The 15,439-nt window shown below is 70.9% G+C and carries 13 protein-coding genes; 6 read left to right on the forward strand and 7 right to left on the reverse strand.

Translation table 11 applies throughout. The features are described 5' to 3' along the window. The first annotated feature begins 90 nt into the window (after positions 1-90). The 4 genes from leuA to CG736_RS09455 all read left to right on the forward strand — a co-directional run bounded on the left by leuA (position 91) and on the right by CG736_RS09455 (position 4,643). A complete protein-coding gene (gene leuA, locus CG736_RS09440; protein WP_100585733.1) occupies positions 91-1,875 on the forward strand; it encodes a 2-isopropylmalate synthase in 1,785 nt (594 codons plus the stop codon). A gap of 403 nt (positions 1,876-2,278) precedes the next feature. Next, complete coding sequence (locus CG736_RS09445; RefSeq protein ID WP_369880024.1) at positions 2,279-2,824, forward strand: TerB family tellurite resistance protein; 546 nt, start codon at positions 2,279-2,281, stop codon at positions 2,822-2,824. A 236-nt stretch (positions 2,825-3,060) separates the two neighbouring features. Beyond that, the gene (recO, locus tag CG736_RS09450) at positions 3,061-3,807 is read left to right on the forward strand and encodes a DNA repair protein RecO (protein WP_100585735.1); all 747 of its coding nucleotides are present in this window, start codon (positions 3,061-3,063) and stop codon (positions 3,805-3,807) included. 2 nt (positions 3,808-3,809) lie between these two features. After that, positions 3,810-4,643, forward strand: a complete 834-nt coding sequence (locus tag CG736_RS09455) for an isoprenyl transferase (protein WP_100585736.1) — start codon at positions 3,810-3,812, stop codon at positions 4,641-4,643. 118 nt (positions 4,644-4,761) lie between these two features. Here the strand turns inward: CG736_RS09455 and CG736_RS09460 are convergent, their stop codons facing one another. From CG736_RS09460 to CG736_RS09475, 4 genes are all read right to left on the reverse strand, one after another. Next, entirely contained in the window at positions 4,762-5,184 is a 423-nt protein-coding gene (locus tag CG736_RS09460; RefSeq protein ID WP_043913902.1) for a Fur family transcriptional regulator, read from the reverse strand. A 35-nt stretch (positions 5,185-5,219) separates the two neighbouring features. Beyond that, the gene (locus CG736_RS09465; protein WP_100585737.1) at positions 5,220-6,272 is read right to left on the reverse strand and encodes a metal ABC transporter permease; all 1,053 of its coding nucleotides are present in this window, start codon (positions 6,270-6,272) and stop codon (positions 5,220-5,222) included. Beyond that, a complete protein-coding gene (locus CG736_RS09470; protein WP_232733897.1) occupies positions 6,269-7,096 on the reverse strand; it encodes a metal ABC transporter ATP-binding protein in 828 nt (275 codons plus the stop codon). The genes CG736_RS09465 and CG736_RS09470 overlap by 4 nt, the downstream gene beginning before the upstream one ends. Before the next feature lie 149 nt (positions 7,097-7,245). Next, positions 7,246-8,205 (reverse strand): metal ABC transporter substrate-binding protein, encoded by a 960-nt coding sequence (locus CG736_RS09475; protein WP_100585738.1) that lies wholly within the window; start codon positions 8,203-8,205, stop codon positions 7,246-7,248. A gap of 413 nt (positions 8,206-8,618) precedes the next feature. Between CG736_RS09475 and CG736_RS09480 the strand changes: the two genes are divergently transcribed. Continuing rightward, positions 8,619-10,001: a glycine--tRNA ligase gene (locus CG736_RS09480; RefSeq protein WP_043913898.1), complete on the forward strand. Its 1,383-nt coding sequence runs from the start codon at positions 8,619-8,621 to the stop codon at positions 9,999-10,001. Between the two features lie 191 nt (positions 10,002-10,192). Here CG736_RS09480 and CG736_RS09485 read toward each other — a convergent pair whose 3' ends face one another. From CG736_RS09485 to CG736_RS09500, 3 genes are all read right to left on the reverse strand, one after another. Further along, positions 10,193-10,927, reverse strand: a complete 735-nt coding sequence (locus CG736_RS09485; RefSeq protein ID WP_157815493.1) for a hypothetical protein — start codon at positions 10,925-10,927, stop codon at positions 10,193-10,195. A 1,218-nt stretch (positions 10,928-12,145) separates the two neighbouring features. After that, complete coding sequence (locus tag CG736_RS09495; RefSeq protein WP_100585741.1) at positions 12,146-12,721, reverse strand: NADAR family protein; 576 nt, start codon at positions 12,719-12,721, stop codon at positions 12,146-12,148. 123 nt (positions 12,722-12,844) lie between these two features. Continuing rightward, the gene (locus CG736_RS09500; protein WP_100585742.1) at positions 12,845-14,278 is read right to left on the reverse strand and encodes an MFS transporter; all 1,434 of its coding nucleotides are present in this window, start codon (positions 14,276-14,278) and stop codon (positions 12,845-12,847) included. A 101-nt stretch (positions 14,279-14,379) separates the two neighbouring features. Between CG736_RS09500 and CG736_RS09505 the strand changes: the two genes are divergently transcribed. Further along, the gene (locus CG736_RS09505; RefSeq protein WP_100585743.1) at positions 14,380-15,231 is read left to right on the forward strand and encodes a helix-turn-helix transcriptional regulator; all 852 of its coding nucleotides are present in this window, start codon (positions 14,380-14,382) and stop codon (positions 15,229-15,231) included. The last annotated feature ends 208 nt before the right edge of the window (positions 15,232-15,439 follow it).

Consider the following 15,439-nt stretch of genomic DNA (forward strand, 5'->3'; position numbering starts at 1 on the left):
AGCTGTCGCGGCGCATCGAGTCGGCCGAGTCGGGTGTCCTGATCCCCGACCGCAGACCGCCTTCGACAAGGGAAGCCGAGAGCCCCAGCCATGACCGAACAGTCCTCCGTCGCCCGCGCGTTCGTCGACCGTCCCACCCCGATCACCGCCGCGAGCGTGCAGCAGAAGCCCTCGGGGATGCCGTTCCGGCGGTACGTACCCTTCGGCACCGTGGACCTGCCGGACCGCACCTGGCCGAGCAAGGTGATCACCCAGGCCCCGCGCTGGCTGTCCACCGACCTGCGTGACGGCAACCAGGCCCTGATCGACCCGATGTCGCCGGCCCGCAAGCGCAAGATGTTCGACCTGCTGGTGAAGCTGGGCTACAAGGAGATCGAGGTCGGCTTTCCGTCCTCCGGCGCCACCGACTTCAACTTCGTCCGCTCGCTGATCGAAGAGGACGCGATCCCCGAGGACGTCACCATCTCGGTGCTGACCCAGGCCCGCGAGGACCTGATCGAGCGCACCGTGGAGTCGCTGAAGGGAGCCCCGCGGGCCACCGTCCACCTGTACAACGCCACCTCGCCGATGTTCCGCCGGGTGGTGTTCAAGGCGAGCAAGGACGAGATCAAGGCCATCGCGACCGACGGCACCCGGCTGGTGGTGGAGTACGCCGAGAAGATCCTGGGCGACGGGACCGTCTTCGGCTACGAGTACTCGCCGGAGATCTTCATCGACACCGAGCTGGACTACGCGCTGGAGGTCTGCGAGGCGGTGATGGACGTCTGGCAGCCCGGCGAGGGCCGCGAGATCATCCTGAACCTGCCGACCACCGTCGAGCGGTCCACCCCGAACGTCTACGCCGACAAGATCGAGTGGATGTCGCGCAACCTGTCGCGCCGCGAGTTCGTCTGCGTGTCCGCGCACCCGCACAACGACCGCGGCACCGGCGTCGCCTCCGCCGAGCTGGCCGTCATGGCCGGCGCCGACCGCGTCGAGGGCTGCCTGTTCGGCCAGGGCGAGCGCACCGGCAACCTGGACCTGGTCAACGTCGGGATGAACCTGTTCTCGCAGGGCGTCGACCCGATGATCGACTTCTCCGACATCGACGAGATCCGCCGCACCGCCGAGTACTGCAACCAGATGCCGGTGCCCGAGCGCCACCCCTACGCCGGCGACCTGGTCTTCACCTCCTTCTCCGGCTCGCACCAGGACGCCATCAAGAAGGGCTTCGACGCCCTGGAGGCCGACGCCGCCGCAGCCGGCGTCCCGGTCGGCGAGCACACCTGGGGCGTGCCCTACCTGCCGATCGACCCGAAGGACGTCGGTCGCAGCTACGAAGCGGTCATCCGGGTCAACTCGCAGTCCGGCAAGGGCGGCATCGCCTACGTGCTGAAGAACGACCACAAGCTGGACCTGCCGCGCCGGATGCAGATCGAGTTCTCGAAGATCATCCAGGCCAAGACCGACGCCGAGGGCGGCGAGGTCACCCCCGGCGACATCTGGGCGGTCTTCCAGGACGAGTACCTGCCCACCCCCGCCAACCCGTGGGGCCGGATCTCGCTGAGCGGCTCCCGCAGCCTGACCACCGAGGACGGCCGCGACGCGCTGTCCACCGAGGCGGTCGTCGACGGCACCCCCGTCACCCTGACCGGCACCGGCAACGGCCCGGTCTCCGCCTTCGTGCACGCGCTGGCCTCGATCGGCATCGACGTCCGCGTCCTGGACTACGCCGAGCACGCGCTGAGCGAGGGCGGCGACGCGCAGGCCGCCGCGTACGTCGAGTGCGCCGTGGGCGACAAGGTGCTGTGGGGCGTGGGCATCGACGGCAACACCGTGCTGGCCTCGCTGAAGGCTCTGGTCAGCGCCGTCAACCGGGCCGCGCAGCGCGACTGACCCGCCGTCGGTCGGGCCGCGCGGCGCGCGGCCCGACCGGTGGCCAACAGGCCGCGTGGAGCGGCTTGCTGACGTACCGTCAGGTAACGTCGGGGCCATTCCCGGAGGGTGTGGCCCCGGTCACAAATTTTCCCCTCGGCACCCGTTCAGGGTGCTGACACGAGCCGGTAACCATGGCAACATCGACGGACCGGAACCGGGGTCGGTGGGACGACCACGGCGTCCGGTCGCGTGACCTGCCCGTTGACGTGCAGGCCGCCTGCCATGTCTGGGGAGTGGCGCCGTGACAGGGTTGTGGGGTGTCCGCCCTCGCTGGCGGACGGATGTCCTCGGTGAATTCTTCTGCCCGGGCTGCGGCGGGGACCGCAACTACCGTCGGCAGCACGGCCGGCGGTGGCTGCGGTTGTTCGGCACCCCGGTCCTGCCGCTCGGCGGGGTGGTCCGCAGCGTCCAGTGCACCTCCTGCCGAGGCCGCCACAGCACCGAATCGCTGGAGCAGCTGACCTCCGGCCGGCTCGGCGCGATGCTCCGCGACGCGCAGTACACCATCGCCCTGGCCGCGCTCGCCGCCGGCGGCACCGGCAGTCGCAGCGGACGCGAAGTCGCCTGCGCCGTCATCAAGGAAGCCGGCTTCGACGACTGCGGCGAGGCCCAGGTGCTGGCCTCCCTCGCCGCACTCTCCGGGCACAGCGGCGGCGAACCCCTCGACGTGGACGTCGAGGGCGGCGGCCTGGCCGTCGAACTGCACGCCGCGCTCGAACCGCTCGCCCCGCACCTGCTGCTCCAGGGCCGCGAACGCCTCCTCACCCTCGGCGCGCTGGTCGCCCTCGCCGACGGCCGCTACCTCCCGCAGGAGCGGGCCGCGCTCGCCGTGGTCGGCCGCTGCCTCGACCTCGGCACCGCCCAGGTCGACCGGCTGCTGGAGGCCGCGACCCGCGCCCCGCACTGACGGCTCCGCCCTGCCGTCCTCGGCTTTCCTCGTCGTCCTGTCCGTTGCACCGTTCCGCTGTTCCCACTGAGCCGGGCCCGTACTCCCCCCTCCCGGGCCCGCCGTGTCCCGCACCGCACGGGTGAATGCCCTGCAGCCCCGGTGCGGGCTCACGGCTGCGCGCCGCGGGTCCCTGCCGTCCGCCGGTGTCGAACGCGGCCGTCCTGTCGGTGGGGTACGGGACAATGGGAACCACCATGAGTCTCTTCCGCGACGACGGCATCGTGCTGCGCACCCAGAAGCTCGGCGAGGCCGACCGGATCATCACCTTCCTGACCCGCCAGCACGGCAAGGTGCGGGCGGTGGCGCGCGGCGTGCGACGGACCAAGTCGAAGTTCGGAGCGCGTCTCGAACCGTTCTCGCACGTCGACATCCAGTTCTTCAGCCGGGGCAGCGAGCTCGTCGGCCGCACCCTGCCGCTGTGCACCCAGGTGGAGACCATCGCCCCCTACGGCGCCCGGATCGTCGACGACTACACCCGCTACACCGCCGGCACCGCGATGCTGGAGACCGCCGAACGCTTCGCCGAGAACGAGGGCCAACCCGCCGTCCAGCAGTACCTGCTGCTGGTCGGCGGCCTGCGCACGCTGGCCGACGGCACCCACCAGTCGCACCTGGTGCTGGACGCCTTCCTGCTGCGCTCGCTCGCCGTCAACGGCTACGGCGCGAGCTTCACCGACTGCGCGCGCTGCGGACTGCCCGGCCCCAACCGGTTCTTCTCCCTCCAGGCGGGCGGTGTGCTGTGCGGCGACTGCCGGGTACCCGGAAGTGCCGTACCCTCCCCTGAGACACTGGTACTGCTCGGCGCGCTGCTGTCCGGGGACTGGCGGACCGCCGACTCCTGCGAACCGCGGTACTGGCGCGAGGGCAGCGGGCTGGTGGCCGCCTACCTGCAGTGGCACTTGGAGCGGGGCATCCGCTCGATGAGATACGTGGAGAAGTGAACATGGTCGCGCGACGGCTGTTCGGCAGCAAGCGGACGTACGAAGTCCCCGCCCCGCACCCGAGCGGTGCGAAGCCGCCGAAGATCCCCGGCGACCTGGTCCCGAACCACGTTGCGGTGGTCATGGACGGCAACGGCCGCTGGGCCAAGGAGCGCGGCCTGCCCCGCACCGAGGGCCACAAGGTCGGCGAGGGCGTCGTCCTCGACGTGCTGCGCGGCTGCCTCGAGGTCGGCGTCAAGAACCTCTCGCTGTACGCCTTCTCCACCGAGAACTGGAAGCGCTCACCGGAGGAAGTGAAGTTCCTGATGAACTTCAACCGGGACGTCATCCGCCGCCGCCGCGACGAGATGGACGCCATGGGCATCCGGATCCGCTGGGTCGGCCGGATGCCGAAGATGTGGAAGAGCGTCGTCCAGGAACTCCAGGTCGCCCAGGAGCAGACCAAGAACAACGACGCCATGACGCTGTACTTCTGCGTCAACTACGGCGGCCGGGCCGAGATCGCCGATGCCGCCCTGGCCATCGCCCGTGACGTGGCCGCCGGGAAGCTCAACCCGGAGAAGGTCAACGAGAAGCTGTTCGCGAAGTACCTCTACTACCCGGACATGCCGGACGTGGACCTCTTCCTGCGTCCCAGCGGCGAGCAGCGCACCTCCAACTTCCTGGCCTGGCAGTCCGCGTACGCCGAGCTCGTGTTCCAGGACGTGCTCTGGCCCGACTTCGACCGCCGTGACCTGTGGCGCGCCTGCGAGCAGTACGCCCGCCGCGACCGCCGCTTCGGCGGGGCGGTGCCCAACGACTCGGCCGCCGGCGCCGAGGTGCCGCCGCAGCGCTGACGCGGGGCGGGGGCGGGTGTGATGCCCGCCATTCGCCCGTGGACGGCGAGGGCCCGGATCGGACTGTTCCGATCCGGGCCCTCGGCGCTGTGCTCTCGGTGCTGTGCGGGCAGCGGTGTTACTGCGGCGTCTGCTGCTTCGCGGCACACTCGCCGCAGGTGCCGAAGATCTCCAGGGTGTGCGCGATGTCGCTGAAGCCGTGCTCGGCGGCGACCGCGTTGGCCCAGCGCTCGACCGCCGGGCCCTCGACCTCGACGGTCGCCCCGCAGTGCCGGCACACCAGGTGGTGGTGGTGCCCGCTGCTGCAGCGACGGTAGACCGCCTCGCCCTCGGCGGTGCGCAGCACGTCCACCTCACCGGCCTCGGCGAGGGACTGGAGCGTCCGGTAGACGGTGGTCAGCCCCACCGAGTCGCCCCGGTGCTTGAGCATGTCGTGCAGTTCCTGCGCGCTGCGGAAATCCTCGATCTCGTCCAGAACCGCCGAGACGGCGGTGCGCTGCCGAGTCGATCGCGCGCGCGGCGACGGGCCTGCGGTGGTCACCGGGGTCCTCCTGCTGGTCGGCTGGGTTTCGCACATCATTGTGCCAGCCCCCGACTTGACAGCGTCTCCCCCGACAGCGGCGCCTTCACCGCCGTGCCCGCCGTTGCGCGGGTGGTGTCCGGTGCGTTTTCCTTGCCGTCCGCGTTCAGCGTTCCGGCACTCGGGCCCTGGGCGCTCAGGCTCTGGGCGTTCGGGTTCTGGGCGTTCGGGTTCTGGACGGGCAGGGCGACGTCGCAGACCGCCGGGCCGTGTTCGGCGGCGGCCCGGTGCCGGTGTCGGCGCTTGGCGAGTGGCGCGGCGATCGCGCTGAACAGGGCGAAGGTCAGGATGGCCAGGATCACGATGGTGGGGCCGGAGGGCAGGTCGGCCTCGTAGGAGGTGCCGACGCCGAGCAGGGCCGTGACCACGCCGACGCTCACCGCGGCGGCCTGGGTGGCCGCGAAGGAACGCGTCAGCTGCTGGGCCGCCGCGACCGGGACCACCATCAGCGCGCTGACCAGCAGCAGGCCGACCACCCGCATGGCGACCGTCACGGTGACTGCGGCCATCACCGCCAGCAACAGGTTGAGCACCCGCACCGGCAGGCCGGTGACCCGGGCGAACTCCTCGTCCTGGCACACCGCGAACAGCTGGCGGCGCAGGCCCGCGGTGACCGCGACGACGACGGCCGCCAGGCCGCCGATCACCGCAAGGTCGCCGGGGGAGACGGTGAGGATGGAGCCCCACAGGTAGCTCTCCAGGCTGCCGGAACCGGCCTGGCTGCTCATCGAGACCAGCAGCTTGCCGCCGGCCATGCCGCCGTAGAACAGCATCGCCAGGGCGATGTCGCCGCGCTGGTTGCCGCGCGCGCGGACCAGCTCCATCACGATCGCGCCGAGCACGCAGACCAGCACGGCCATCCAGATCGGGTTGGCCTGGAACAGGAAGCCGAGGCCGACACCGGTCAGCGCGACGTGCCCGATGCCGTCGCCCATCAGCGCCTGGCGGCGCTGCACCAGGTAGATGCCGACCGAGGGGGCGGTGATGCCGACCAGCAGGGCGGCGAGGAACGCCCGCTGCATGAAGTCGGGTTGGAACATCTCGATCATGCCAGCAGCCCCTGGGTGGTGCGGTGGTGGTGGTCGTCCGCGTGCGGGTGGACGTGGTCGTGGCCGGGCAGCGCGTGCTGGCCGACGCCCCGCGGCGGCGGCCCGTCGTGCGCGACGCAGCCGTCGCGCAGCACCACGGCCCGGTCGATCAGCGGCTCCAGCGGGCCGAGTTCGTGCAGCACCAGGAGCACCGCGCAGCCGCGCTCCACCTCGCTGCGCAGGATGTCGGCGAGCACCTGCTGGCTGTCCACGTCGACGCCGGCCATCGGCTCGTCCATGATCAACAGGTCGGGCAGTCCGACCAGGGCACGGGCGATCAGCACCCGCTGGTGCTGCCCGCCGGACAGGTTGGTCACCCCGTCGCCGGCCCGGTCCAGCATGCCGACGGAGGCCAGCGCCCGGTCCACCGCGTCGCGGTCCTTGCGACGGAACGGCAGCAGCCCGTGCTGCGGCAGCCGACCGGTGGAGACCACCTCGCGGACCGTGGCCGGCACCCCGCCGGCCGCGGTGGTGCGCTGCGGCACGTACCCGATCCGGTGCCAGTCCCGGAACCTGCGCAGCGGCCGCCCGAACAGCTCCAGACCGCCCTGCTCCAGCGGCACCGACCCTATGACGCTCTTCACGGTGGTGGACTTGCCGGATCCGTTGGCGCCCAGCAGCGCCACCACTTCGCCCGGCCGGACGGTGAGATCGACGCCGCGCAGCACCGGCCGACCACCGACGGTGGCGACCGCGCCCCGGAGGCTGACGACCGCCGGCCCGGTGTCCTCACCGGAGGACGGCCGCAGCCGGTCGGAGTCTGCCGTGGAGATGACAGTACTCATGGTGTTCCTCGCTCGGCTCGCGCCGCTTGGTCTCGGGTCGATCGGCCGGGTGGGGTCGGTCGGATGTTCGGATCTGGGGTCGGTTCGGGTGGCCGGTGTGATCTGCGGTGGCCGGTCCGCCGGTTGGGCGGTCGGGCCGCTCGGACCGGTCAGCTCGCGCCGAGGGCGGCCTTCAGGTTGTCGAGGTTCTGCCGCATGACCGAGAAGTAGTCGTTCTTGGTCGGCTCCTTGATCCCTTCCAGGGGATCGAGCACGGCCGTCTTCAGACTGAGGTCGGCAGCCACGGTGTCGGCCAGCTTGGGACTGACCAGGGCCTCGAAGAACACGGTGGTCGCACCGTTCTCCTTTGCGGCGCGCTGGATCGCGGCCAGCCGGGACGGGGTGGGCTCGGCCTCCGGGTCGACGCCGTTGATCGCCACCTGGTTCAGGCCGTAGTGGTCGGCGAGGTAGCCGAAGGCGGCGTGGCTGGTGATGAAGGTCTTGGTCTTGACGTTCTGCAGACCGTCCCGGAACTCCTGGTCCAGGGTGGCCAGTTGGGCGACCACCTGGTCGGTGTTGCGCTGGTAGTCGGCGGCGTTCGCCGGGTCCACCTGGGCGAGTTCCGCGCCGACGCTCTTCGCGACCGCCGCGTACCGGGTCGGGTCCAGCCAGATGTGCGGGTCGCCGGCGGCGTCGGTGTGCTCGTGCTCGCCGTCGTGGCCGTCGGCCTCGCTGGTGCCCTCGTCCAGGTGGTGGTCCACCAGCGGGGAGGCGGCGGTGGCGTCCACCACATGCTTGGGGTGGGTCTGCGCCACGGCCTTGTCCACGGTCGGCTGCAGGCCCTTGAGGTAGATCACGGTGTCGGCCCGCTGCACGGCCGCGACCTGCTTGGCCGTCAGCTCCAGGTCGTGCGGCTCCACGCCGGCGGCGGTCAGACCGGTGACCTTGACGTGCTCGCCGCCGATCTGCCGGGCCAGGAACTCCATCGGGTAGAACGACGCCACCACGTTCAGCTTCCCGCCGTCGCTGCCGGCCGCGCTGCTGGTGCCACCGCAGGCGGAGAGCAGGAGCGCGCCGACCGCTGTCGCGGCGGTGAGGGCTATCGAGGTCGACAGGCGGCGAATCTTCATGACAACGATTCTCATCTTATGTGGAAATGATTGTCAACTTGCGTTCGGGGGGATCGGGGTCACACTTCAGCCCCGGCGACCTTCCGCGAGCCGGTGCCGACAGTCCCGTGCGCCGCCGTCCGCCGCCTGCGCGCCGCCCGCGGGCCGGGCTGGAGCGGGACCTGGAGCGGGACCTGGAGTGGGGCCCGGGGCGGGATCGGGGCCGGGGCCGGAGTCGCGACCGGAATCGGCACCTGTGACCGGCGCCAACACGCCGGAACGCACACGGCTGTTCACTGCGATACGGCCTCCCGGCCGTCTGTCTGCGCCACTATCGAGTTGAATCCCGCCCCCGCATCCCCGGTACCCTGAGTTTCTTCGGGCGCGCGCAACCAGCCGCGCCCTGACCGTGCCGTCGTACTGAAGAGAGCACTGTGGCCGCCGACAAGATCGACACGATCGTCAGCCTGAGCAAGCGCCGTGGCTTCGTCTACCCCTGCAGCGAGATCTACGGCGGTACTCGCGCCGCCTGGGACTACGGTCCGCTGGGAGTCGAGCTCAAGGAGAACATCAAGCGCCAGTGGTGGCGTGCGATGGTCACCGCTCGGGAGGATGTCGTCGGTATCGACTCCTCGGTGATCCTCGCCCGCGAGGTCTGGGAGGCCTCCGGTCACGTCGCCACCTTCAACGACCCGCTGACCGAGTGCCTCTCCTGTCACAAGCGCTTCCGCGCCGACCACCTGGAAGAGGCCTACGAGGCCAAGCACAAGAAGCTCCCGGCCAACGGCCTGGCCGACATCAACTGCCCGAACTGCGGCAACAAGGGCGCCTTCACGGAGCCCAAGGAGTTCTCGGGCATGCTGAAGACGCACCTCGGTGTCACCGAGGACGCGTCCGGCCTGGCCTACCTCCGCCCGGAGACCGCGCAGGGCATCTTCACCAACTTCCGCGCCGTGCAGACCACCTCGCGCAAGAAGCCGCCGTTCGGCATCGCCCAGGTCGGCAAGAGCTTCCGCAACGAGATCACGCCCGGCAACTTCATCTTCCGCACTCGCGAGTTCGAGCAGATGGAGATGGAGTTCTTCGTCAAGCCGGGCGAGGACGAGACCTGGCACGAGTACTGGCTCGAGCAGCGCTGGAACTGGTACGTGGACCTCGGTCTGCGCACCGAGAACATGCGCTTCTTCGAGCACCCCAAGGAGAAGCTGTCCCACTACGCCAAGCGCACGGTGGACATCGAGTACCGCTTCAACTTCGGCGGCAGCGAGTTCTCCGAGCTCGAGGGTCTCGCCAACCGCACCGACTACGACCTGACGGTGCACAGCGAGGCCTCCGGCCAGGACCTGAAGTACTTCGACCAGGACGCGAACGAGCGGTACTACCCGTACGTCATCGAGCCCGCCGCCGGCCTCAACCGCGCCATGCTGGCCTTCCTGATCGACGCCTACTTCGAGGACGAGGCGCCGAACGCCAAGGGCGTCATGGAGAAGCGCGTCGGCATGCGGCTCGACCCGCGCCTGGCCCCGGTCAAGGTCGCGGTGCTCCCGCTGTCCCGCAACGCCGACCTCTCCCCGAAGGCCCGCGGCCTGGCCGCCGACCTGCGTTCCGCCTGGAACGTCGAGTTCGACGACGCCGGTGCGATCGGCAAGCGCTACCGCCGCCAGGACGAGATCGGCACGCCGTTCTGCGTCACCGTCGACTTCGACACCCTCGAGGACAACGCGGTGACCGTTCGCGAGCGTGACACCATGGCGCAGGAGCGTGTGTCGCTCGACCAGGTGAAGTCCTACCTGGGCGCCCGCCTGATCGGCTGCTGACGCCGCAGCACTCGGTGCATCCCACCGACTGAGCATCACCCCCGGCTCCCGGCCCGCGAATTCGAGTTCGCAGGCCGGGAGCCGCGGTGTTTCCGGTAGGGGGCGTTCTCCTGTGCCGGGGGCGGCGGCAGCCGGGGTGTTCACCGATGCCTGGTGTCCGACGGTCGGTGCTTCGGGCGCCGACCGGCAGGTCAGCGGCGCTGGCGGGACCGGGAGCGGGGACGCGGCGCCGGTTGGGTCGGCAGCCCACCGGTGCGCAGCGCGGCGAACACGCTGCGGGCCCGGCTCTCCTCCAGGTCGTCGGCGGCGAACAGCAGGGTGTCGTACAGCTCGGTCGCCCCCTGGATCGCGGCGCCGAACCTGCCGATGTCGCTCGCGGACCGCAGCCGCACCAGCTCGCCGACCAGCTCCATCGCGGTTTCCTCGTTCAACGCGCCGGCGATCGCGGCGACCTCGTTGATCGGCCGACCTGCCGCCTGCCGCAGCAGGTGGCGCACGTCGTCGGTCCGCCCGGCGGCCTTCAAGTGCTGTGCCAGCTCGGCGAGTTCCTCTGCCGGTGCGGAGGCGCGCTCCCACAGCAGGGTCTGGCCGTCGGCCGACTGGCCGGACTGCTCCAGGGCGGCCAGCAGTGCCGGCAGGGCCGCCGAACTCGCCGACCACAGCGTGTGGAAGAGGTCGGCCGCCTCGTCGATCATCCCGTCACGACGCAGTACCGCGAGTGTGGCCGCCGCATGCTCCGGGGCGCCGGCGGAGACCGAGCGTGCCAGGTAGGTGGAGGAGCCCGTCGGGCCGTTCTCCTGGAGCAGGGTGGCCAGCCGAGCCACGTCGTCCGGCGTGATCATCACGGCCACCTGGCGCACGATGGCCGCCGACTCATGTGTGGCGCCTCGCTGGTGCAGTCCGCTGATGCGCTGCACCAGGGCCACCAGTTCCACCGTCGTCCGCAGCCGCAGTTGGCCGGGCGGCGGTGTCGGGTCTTCGACGCCGTGGGGCCCGCCCTGGTTCGGGGCGGCGGGGCCGCGCCCCGGGGCGGCCGGGCTGTGTCCCGGGTCGGCGGGGCCGTGTCCTGGGGCAGCCGAGCGGAAGCGATCGCCGTTGTGGTCGACGGTCTGCGCCGCCGGGGCGGATGCCCTGCCGGCGGGTGCGGCACCTGCTGCGGCACCGGCTTCGGAGGATCGAGGGTTCCACGCGCCGGCGGCGCCCTGGGGCTGAGTGAGGCGTTCTGCGTGCGGACGTTCCGCGCGGGGGAACTCGGCGTCGGCGGGGCGCGGGCTGCCAACGGCCTGGCCCGGTATGCCGGTTCTGGCCCAGGAGGCCTGTTCCGTCGCCGCCTCGCGGCGGTCGGCGCCGAGGCGGGCACGGTTCGGAACGGTCCCGGCGGTCGGAGCGGCGGCCCCCGGGCCCGGTCGTCCGGCGGGCACGCCGCGTCCGACGGGCGTCCCGGGGTGGTTCGCGTCGAAGCGGGCGGCGGGCGAATGCGGCCGCTGTTGAGGGATCGGAGAGGCGCCCCAGCCCGCAGGGGCGTTCGTGCGCTGCGGCTCTGCGGAGCCTGTCGGGATGTGGCCCGGGTGGCGGGGCGGCTCGGCGAACGACCGGCCGGTCAGCAGGCGGTCTTCTGCCGCCAGCAGTCGGTCACTCAGTTCGAGGCAGCGTGCACCGAGGCCTTCGCGAAGGTTCTGGGCCTGGGCAAGTTGCCGGAGCAGTTCGGGGTCGGGCTGGCGGGACGGGCGGCCGGACCCGGGGGCGTGGTCGGATTCGTGGCCGGCCCGGAGCGCTTCGCTGAGCCTGCGTTCGCGCTGTGCGGCGAACTGCCGTGCTCTGAGCAGTTCGTCCAGCTCGGCTCTGAGTGTCTGGACATCGGCCGACTCCGGCCCCCGATCGCCTACGGTCATCGCGCCCCGCCCTGGCCTTTCCACGGGGTCCCCCGATTGGCCCCCGCCACTACGACTGGTGGCCATCCTGGTGCTGCCGTACGGCGGCCACGTTACGGGAGTAAGTCATAACGTTTTCGAGACGGAAATGCGAGTGGCGATGCACCCGGAGACCGACGAGTTTTGCGGACGGCGGTCAACTGCCGTCCGAATCGCCCCACTTGCGGGGATAAGGGCCACTATTCACAGCTGTGAAAACGGGTTGATGAGGCGTCAGTTCGCCAGTCGGGCCCGCGCTTCCATCAGTGCGAAACCGAGCAGGTTCAGCCCGCGCCACTGCGACGGCGAAATCGCCTGCTCGCTGTCGGCAGCCAGCCCGATGCCCCAGATCCGGTCGAGCGGGCTGGCCTCCACCAGGACACGCGTCCCGGTGCGGAGCAGGTAGTCGCGAAGCCGCTCGTCCTGTCCGAACTTGGCGACGTTGCCTGTCACCACCAGTTCGAAGCGGTGCGCCTCCCAGGCGTCCTGGTCGAAGTCCTTGACCAGGCGGCCCAACTTCTGGGCCTCGGCGGGCGTCCGAGCCCGGAGGATGCGCGGGACGCTCTCCTCGTCGCCGAACAGCCGCGCCTTGCCGGCCATCATCCAGTGCTCGGCGGTGAGGTACTCGACCCCGTCGACGGTGAACGGCGACGGGGTCCACTGGCTGAAGACACCGGCCCCGATCTGCCCGTTCCCCTGCGGCTGGTGGCGCCAGAAGAACAGGTACTTGGGGCTGCTCCCGGACTCGATCGCGGCCACCAGCTGCTCGCGGGTCCGTGCGTCGCTCGTAAGGGTGGTCGGATTCGCCATAGCGCCATCCTTGCACCGCCGCGGCGGCCGGGCCCGGCATTATTCGCGGGCCACGGCCTCCGCCGGTTCGGCCCGTCGTGGGCCCGGTGTTCGCTCCGATCCCGGCTCGGCAGGGTGCGGACATCAGCCGACCGAGCGCGGCAGGCGGATGCTCAGCCAGCAGATGACGAGGGAGCCGAGCGCCTGGATACCGAGCACCAGAGCCAGCGCGTTCGCCATTCCCAGAGTGGGGGCCATGGCGATGAAGAGAGTTCCGAGCGTGGCCACTCCCAGGGCCAGGCTGGACTGCTGAGTGGTCGCCAGCACCCCGCTGCCCACCCCCGCGCGATCGGCGGGAACCCGGGAGAGCACCACCCGGAACAGGGGCATGCTCACCAGGCCCTGACCGATGCCGGCGAGTGCCACGCCGGGCAGCATCCGGAGCGGGGAGAAGTGCGACCAGTCGCCGAGTGCCGTGGCGATCAGAGTGATCAGGCCGAGGCCCTGGATCACTGCGCCGCCTGTGATGACCCGGCTGCCGAAGCGGCCGACCAGCCGCGGCCCGGCCAGCGAGGCACCGAAGTAGCCGACCGCCATCGGCACCAGGGCCCAGCCCGCGGCGACCGGGCCCCGGTGCAGCCCGTCCTGCAGCAGCAGGGCGATCACGAACATGAAGCCGCCGAATCCGGTGAAGTAGGGCACGGCCACGCCGAGGCCGCGCCGCATCTCCGGAATCCGCAGGAGCGAGAGCGGGACGAGAGGAACCCGCCCTTCCCGCTCGGCCCGTCGCTCCACCGCCAGGAATGTTGCGGCGAGGACGGGGAACGCCGCCAGGGACACCCAGGTCCAGAGCGGCCAGTCGAGGGCCCGGCCCTCCATCAGGGGTACGAACAGCGCCAGCAGAGCTGCTGTGAGCAGCAGGGTGCCGGGGAGGTCCACGCCGGCGGCCCGTTCCGCCCGGCTCTCCGGGACATGACGCGCCGCCAGGACCGCCGTGAGCAGCGCGAAGGGGACGTTCAGCAGGAACACGGCGCGCCAGCCGGTGCCGAAGAGGTCCGCCGAGACCAGGAACCCGCCGAGTACCTGGCCGATCACCACCGAGATGCCGCCGACGGCTCCGTAGATGCCGAGGGCTCGGGCGCGCTGCTGACCGCTGGTGGTGGCGGTGATGGTGGCGAGGACCTGGGGGAGCAGCAGAGCGGCGGAGGCGCCCTGGGTGACCCGGGCGGCAACCAGGGTCCATGCGGTGGGAGCGACACCGCAGGCGAGTGAGGTGACGGTGAAGGCGGCGGCTCCGGCGATGAACAGTCGCCGTCGGCCGAAGGCGTCGCCCAGCCGCCCGCCCAGGACGAGCAGGACGGCGAAGGCGATGCCGTAGCCCGCCGCCACGAGTTCCAGGACGGCGGGGCCGGCGACCAGATCGTGGTCGATGGTCGGCAGCGCGACGTTCACTATGAAGAAGTCAAGCAGCGGAAGGAAGGCGCCCAGAAGGACGATGATCAGGCCGGCGGCACCCAGTCCGGGCGCCGCGGGCCGGGCCGGCGACGAGATCTGCGGTAGCAATGTCTGCTGAGTCACAGGTACTACGATGAGGCTCCCCTCAGCCTGGTACCAGGCGGTGTTTATCCAGGTATAAGCAGTACCTGGCAACAGGATCTGTGGTGGTCCACCCTGGTGTCATGGCTATCTCCACGGACCTTCACACCCCCGCCGACGACAGGCGGCAGGAACTGGCCACGTTCTTGCGGAGCCGCCGGGAACGCATCTCGCCCGAACAGGTCGGCCTGCCTGCTGTCGGACGCCGTCGCACCCCGGGGCTGCGTCGCGAGGAGGTCGCCGGTCTCGCCGCGGTCGGGGTCACCTGGTACACGTGGCTGGAACAGGGGCGGGACATCCAGGTGTCGGTCCAAGTCCTGGATGCGGTGGCCCGGGCTCTGCTGCTCGATCGCAATGAGCGGTCGCACCTGTTCGCGCTGGCCGGTGCCGAGGACCCGACGCCGGTGAAGGAATGCTCCACCGTCTCCTCGGCGATCCGGGCCGTGGTCGACCAACTCGACCCGTTCCCGGCCGTGGTGATCAGCAGTCGGTTCGACATCCTCGCGTACAACCGGGCGTACACCTGGCTCGTCGGGGACTTGGACACGATCCCCGAAGAGGATCGCAACATCATGTGGATGATCTTCACTGACACTCCAATCGCGAGGAACCTGGCGGACCTGGCGGCCGCCAGAGCAGGGGTGGTGGCGCGCTTCCGGACCGTGATGGCCGACCATGCGGCGGAACCCGCCTGGAAGACGCTGGTCGGTCGGCTGCGCAAGGTCTCCCCGGATTTCGAAGAGGCCTGGGAACGCCACGAGGTGGCGGGGATGGTCAACGGGTTCAAGCAGTTCGTGCTGCCCGAGGTCGGCCTGCTGCGCTTCGAGTACACGAACCTGTGGCTGGGCCCCAGGAGCGGTACTCGGCTGGTCGGGTACGTGCCCCACGACCAGGACACCCGGGACCGGCTCCACCAACTGGCCAGTGCCCGCTGACCGCTGACCGCGCGCCGAGGTGCGGACGGCGAACCGCCCGCACCCGGGCCGGACCGTCCGAGCGCCACCGAACAGCACAGGGCGGCGAGCGGAAGCTCCGCGCAGACGGCCATCAGCAGGGCCGCCACCAGCTCGGGCCCGGGTGCCGCCGTCGCCACGTCGCAGCCGGCATCGGCGACCAGCAGCACGACAGCCGTCCAGGCCGTCC

The sequence above is a fragment of the Kitasatospora sp. CB02891 genome (assembly GCF_002803145.1).
Lineage (GTDB): Bacteria > Actinomycetota > Actinomycetes > Streptomycetales > Streptomycetaceae > Kitasatospora > Kitasatospora griseola.